This window comes from Phenylobacterium sp., assembly GCF_037138395.1.
Classification (GTDB): Bacteria; Pseudomonadota; Alphaproteobacteria; order Caulobacterales; family Caulobacteraceae; genus Phenylobacterium.
In genome coordinates this window covers 1-3,943 of the sequence record NZ_JBAXIM010000193.1, presented here as the reverse complement: position 1 = coordinate 3,943, position 3,943 = coordinate 1, and the positions used below count along the sequence as shown (strand labels likewise).

General features: G+C 68.9%; 3 protein-coding genes. 2 read left to right on the top strand and 1 reads right to left on the bottom strand.

Translation table 11 applies throughout. From position 1 onward, the window contains the following. The coding region (locus tag WCJ52_RS12005) for a dicarboxylate/amino acid:cation symporter (protein ID WP_336903543.1) at positions 1-1,199 on the bottom strand (1,199 nt) is incomplete at its 3' end. A 111-nt stretch (positions 1,200-1,310) separates the two neighbouring features. Between WCJ52_RS12005 and WCJ52_RS12000 the strand changes: the two genes are divergently transcribed. Further along, positions 1,311-2,762 carry an AMP nucleosidase gene (locus WCJ52_RS12000; RefSeq protein ID WP_336903542.1) on the top strand — a complete coding sequence of 484 codons (1,452 nt, stop codon included), beginning with the start codon at positions 1,311-1,313 and terminating at the stop codon, positions 2,760-2,762. 63 nt (positions 2,763-2,825) lie between these two features. After that, a partial coding sequence (locus WCJ52_RS11995) for an alanine--glyoxylate aminotransferase family protein (RefSeq protein ID WP_336903541.1) occupies positions 2,826-3,943 on the top strand: 1,118 nt, incomplete at its 3' end.

The following is a 3,943-nucleotide window of genomic DNA, read 5'->3' as shown; positions in this document are numbered from 1 at the left end:
TTCGCCACCACGGCGCTGGCCACCGAGTTGCCCACCACATTGGTGGCCGACCGTCCCATGTCGAGCAGCTGATCCACCGCCAGGATGATGCCGATGCCGGCTTCCGGCAGGCCGAAATAGGCGAGGGTGGCGGCGATCACGACGATCGAGGCCTTGGGCACTCCGGCCATGCCCTTGGAGGTCACCATCAGCAGGCCCAGCATGGTGATCTGCTGCATGAGGGTCAGCTCGACCCCGTAGATCTGGGCAATGAACAGGGTCGCGAAGGTACAGTACATCATCGACCCGTCGAGGTTGAACGAGTAGCCGAGGGGCAGGACGAAGCTAGCCACCTTGCGCGAGACGCCGAACTTCTGCAGCGCCGCCAGTGTGCCCGGATAGGCGGCCTCGGACGAGGCGGTGGAAAAGGCCAGAAGCATGGGCTCGCGGATGCCGGCCACCAGCTTCAGGCCCCTGAGGCCCACCACCAGGATAAGGGCCGCCAGCAGCAGGGTCCAGAGCACGCCGAGGGACAGGTAGAAGCCACCCACGAACTTGGCGTAGGCGCCCAGTATGTCCAGGCCTTCAGTGGCGATCACCGAGGCGAGGGAGGCGAAGATGGCCGCCGGCGACACCAGCATGACATAGCTCGTCACCTTCAGCATGATCGACGAGACCTGTTCGACCAGGGCCATGACTGCGGGCGCGCGGTCTTCGATCGAGGCTATGGCCGTGCCGATGAAGACCGAGAAGACGACGATGGGCAGGATCTCGTTGTTGGCCATGGCCTTGATGATCGAGTCCGGCACCAGATGGGTGGTCAGGAACTCCTTCAGGGTCAGCTTGGCGGCAGGCACCACCCCCCGGTCGGCCAGTGCCGAAGGATCCAGGGTGATCCCGGCACCGGGCTGGATCAGGTGCACCATCAAGAGGCCCACGGTCAGCGACACGATGGAGGCCAGGAGGAACCAGCCGATGGCCTTCACCCCCACCCGGCCGACCGCCGCTGCGTCTTCCATGTGGGCGATCCCGGCCACGAGGGTGGCGAAGACCAGGGGGGCGATGATCATCTTGATCATGCGCAGGAACAGGGTTGTGATCACCGACAGGCCCTCAGCGAAGGCTGAGGCCTGTTCCGGCGACAGGAAGCTGTGGGCGGCCCAGCCCGCCAGGACCCCCGTGACCATGGCGGCGATAACGAAGATGTTGAACAGGCGCATGGCGTTTCCCAGGGGGCGGATCCCTCGCCTTTTTGGCCATAAACAGCCCGCCCGTCCATCCTGTGCGGCGCTCCCTCTCGGAATTCGGCCCGCGACGGGCTATCATGCGGCATGAAAGTTCAAGCTGAAGCCGCGCGCATCTGTGATGCGCTGGAGGCCGAATACGACGCCTCCGTCACCACCCTCCGTAACGCCCTCAGGGCTTTCCTGTCCGAAGGCATCGCCCCGGACCCAGCCCTGCGGGCCTCGGGGGCCTTCGCCTATCCCGCCCTTCGGCTGGAATGGCCTCCGGGCCAGGACTATCCGCGCCTCGCCCGGGCCTATGCCCGGCTGGGCGCGCCCGGCGCCTACGAGACCACCGTCACCCGGCCCCGTCACTTCAGAGACTTCCTGGTCGAGCAGCTGTCCCTGCTCATGGCCGACTTCGACGTCACGGTCACCGTCTCCCGCTCGTCCCAGGAAATCCCCTTCGCCTACGTCCTCGACGCCTCGGTCGACCTGGCCCGGGCCGACATCGGGTCTGCCGAGATCGCCCGGCACTTCCCGACCACGGAGCTGGCACACATCGGTGATGAGGTGGCCGACGGCCTCTGGGTTTCGCCCGTCGACACCGCCCGGCCCCTGGCCCTCTTCGACGGCCTTCGCACCGACTTCTCCCTGGCGCGCCTCACGCATTACACGGGCGCGCCCGCCGAGCACGTCCAGTCCTATGTGCTGTTCACCAACTACCACCGGTATGTTGACGAGTTCGTCCGCTGGTCCTGCGAGCGCCTGAAGGTGGACGATGGCTACACGGCCCTGTCCACGGCCGGCGGCGTCCTGGTCACCCGGGACACGCCGAATCCCGAGCAGGTGGTGGCCGATGCGCCCTGGCGACGCCACCAGATGCCGGCCTACCACCTCATGGCGCCGGGCCGCCGGGGCATCACGCTGGTCAATATCGGCGTCGGCCCATCCAACGCCAAGACCATCACAGACCACCTTGCGGTGCTCAGGCCGCAGGCCTGGCTGATGATCGGCCACTGTGGCGGCCTGCGCGGGTCGCAGACCATCGGCGACTATGTCCTGGCCCACGCCTACCTGCGCGACGACCATGTCCTCGACGACGTCCTGCCGCCGGAGATTCCCATCCCGCCCATCGCCGAGGTGCAGGTCGCCCTCGGCCGCGCCGCGGAGGCCGTCACCGGTGAGAGCGGCGAAGCGCTCAAGCGGCGGCTTCGCACCGGCACCGTGGTCACCACCGACGATCGCAACTGGGAGCTGCGGTATTCCTCCAGCGCCCTCCGGTTCAACCAGTCCCGGGCTGTGGCCATCGACATGGAGAGCGCCACCATCGCCGCCCAGGGCTACCGGTTCCGGGTGCCCTACGGCACCCTCCTTTGCGTGTCGGACAAGCCCCTGCATGGCGAGATCAAGCTGCCTGGCCAGGCCAACGCCTTCTACGACCGCGCCATCGGCCAGCACCTCCAGATCGGCCTCGCCACGGTGGACCTGCTCCGCCGCGAGGGGGCTGGCCTGCATTCCCGCAAGCTGCGCAGCTTCGACGAGCCGCCCTTCCGCTGATCGTGGGTGCTGACACGGGCCCGCGCTTCGCCTAATCGTCGCGCGCCGAACAGAGAGGGCGAAATGCAGAGCTTCCACCCGCCGAGACGTATCCTCATGGGGCCCGGCCCCTCCGACGTGAGCCCCCGGGTGCTCGCCGCCCTGTCCCGTCCGACCGTGGGTCACCTGGATCCGGCCTTTCAGGACCTGATGGAAGAGATCAAGGCCGCCCTGGCGCGCCTCTTCAACGCCCCCGACCACGTCTGCGTGCCCCTGCCGGCCCCCGGTACGGCGGGCATGGAGGCGGCCCTGATGAACCTGCTGGAGCCCGGCGACCGGGCAGTGATCGCCGTCAACGGCGTCTTCGGCGGGCGCATGGTCGACATGGCTGGCCGGGCGGGCGCCGAGGTGGTCCGGGTCGACGCCCCCTGGGGCGAGCCGGTGGACGTCGCCGCTGTCGAGGCCGCCCTCGCCTCCGGGCCGGCCAAGGTTCTGGCCTTTGTCCACGCCGAGACCTCCACCGGGGTCCGCTCCGACGCCGCCGCCCTCTGCGCCCTGGCCCGCCGCCATGGCGCCCTGTCCATCGTCGACTGCGTGACCTCCCTGGGCGGGGTGCCCGTCGACGCCGCCGCATGGGACGCCGACGTGCTCTATTCCGGCACCCAGAAGTGCCTCTCCGCGCCCCCAGGCCTGTCGCCAGTGGCCTTTTCCCGACGCGCCCTGGAGGCGGTTGCCGCCCGCACCACGCCGGTGCGCAACTGGCTGCTCGATGTCAGTCTGCTGATGGCCTACTGGGGCGGGGAGGGCGGCCGGACCTATCACCACACCGCCCCGATCAACACCCTCTACGGCCTGCACGAGTCCCTGGTCGCCCTGTTCGAGGAAGGCCAGCAGGCCGTCTTCGTCCGGCACGCCCGCATGCACGAGGCCCTGGTCGCTGGCTTGGAGGCCCTGGGCCTGCAGATGCTGGTCGCCCCTGAGCACCGCCTGCCCCAGCTCAATACGGTCCGGGTCCCGGAGGGCGTCGACGAGGCGGCTGTCCGCGCCCGCCTGCTCGCGCACTGGGATCTGGAAATTGGCGCAGGCCTTGGGCCGCTTAAGGGTCAGGTCTGGCGAATCGGCCTGATGGGCGCGTCGGCCAGTCCCTGGCATGTCCGCGTGTGCCTGACCGCCCTGGCCGACGCCCTGGGGGCCCAGGGGCG